The sequence below is a fragment of the uncultured Nitrospira sp. genome (genome assembly GCA_902500695.1).
In the GTDB taxonomy this organism is placed as follows: domain Bacteria; phylum Nitrospirota; class Nitrospiria; order Nitrospirales; family UBA8639; genus Nitrospira_E.
This window is the reverse complement of the sequence record CABVRQ010000037.1, coordinates 8466-9724: the sequence shown is the minus strand read 5'-3', so window position 1 is coordinate 9724 and position 1259 is coordinate 8466. Positions and strand designations below refer to the sequence as shown.

The 1259-nt window shown below is 53.0% G+C and carries 1 protein-coding gene; it reads right to left on the bottom strand.

Translation table 11 applies throughout. The features are described from left to right. Positions 1-34: 34 nt before the first annotated feature. Positions 35-1259, bottom strand: a 1225-nt coding sequence (larC, locus tag AAH187_RS10815; RefSeq protein WP_342348469.1) for a nickel pincer cofactor biosynthesis protein LarC, incomplete at its 5' end; no start/stop codon positions are given.

The following is a 1259-nucleotide window of genomic DNA, read 5'->3' as shown; positions in this document are numbered from 1 at the left end:
AAGCGGTTTAGTCGGTTGGATGGACATGTACGGGTTACTTGCGCCGTGCCAATTTGGCAGGAGAAGTTTTGCGAGGGGATGGGGTTTTCGCAGTTTCATACGTCCGCCGTGCGAGGTCGATGATCGTTTGAACCGGCTGCTTGGTGCGTTCAGCTAACGCGACACAATCACGATATTCGGGAGTGGCCTTTGTACGGCCCTTTCCAAGATCAGCAATCTTTATGCGGACAGAACCCCCCAACAGTCTAATCGTTTGGAAGGAGCGAGGTAGAATGGCTCGATCCATTTCCTGGATCCGTATTCCGAGCGACGAGGTTTCGGAAAATAGTATCGACTGCAAGGCCTGAAGATTCTGTGAGAACGCGATGACTGTGACAATCGTACCGGGCCGACTCCGTTTCATGATGGTCGGGGTCAAGGTGACATCCAGTGCTCCGGCCTCGAACAGGCGCTCCATGATCATCTCATACAATTGCGGATTCATATCATCAATGTTCGTCTCAAGCTGGATGATGCGTTCCGTATGATTCGAAGAATCAGAATCTTGAGCACCAACAAACAGACGAAGCACATTGGGCCAGCCATGAGGATCGGCCGTGCCTGCGCCATACCCCACCGTTTGTGGCGTTAAGCGCGGGAGCGGTTTACAATCCTGAGAGAGAGTTTTAATTAATGCGATACCGGTCGGAGTCGTGAATTCAATGGCCGGGCCATTGGAGAGAATGGAAATGCCTTGGGCCATGTGCGCCACTGCCGGCCCAGGCACCGGAAGCAGACCATGCGCCGTGGAAATCGTGCCGGCTCCCACATTAATGGGAGAAAATGACACCGTCGTCACGTTCAGATGCGCAAACCCCAGCAGGGTCCCGACAATATCCACCAGCGAATCGATCACACCCACCTCATGGAAATGTACCTTATTCGTTTCTTGGCCATGAACCCTGCCTTCGGCTTCAGCCAGCATTTTGAAGGTGTGAAGGGCTTGCGTGCGAATGGCGTCCGGCAGGCGGCTATTCTTTAACGTTTTTTTGATGGTGCCAAGTGATAAGGGCTTGGTAAACCCTTTGTGAATATCCACATCCACTTTGGTGGCCCGGATGCTGTTGCGGATCACCTGCTGTTCGCGAAGCCGATAGCCTTTGATGCCTAGGGCTTTGAGGCCTTTTTCAAGAGAAGACAAGGGCACACCGGTATCGACGAGGGCACCCAGAAACATGTCCCCGCTGACCCCTGAAAATGCATCGATATGAAGATGTCTG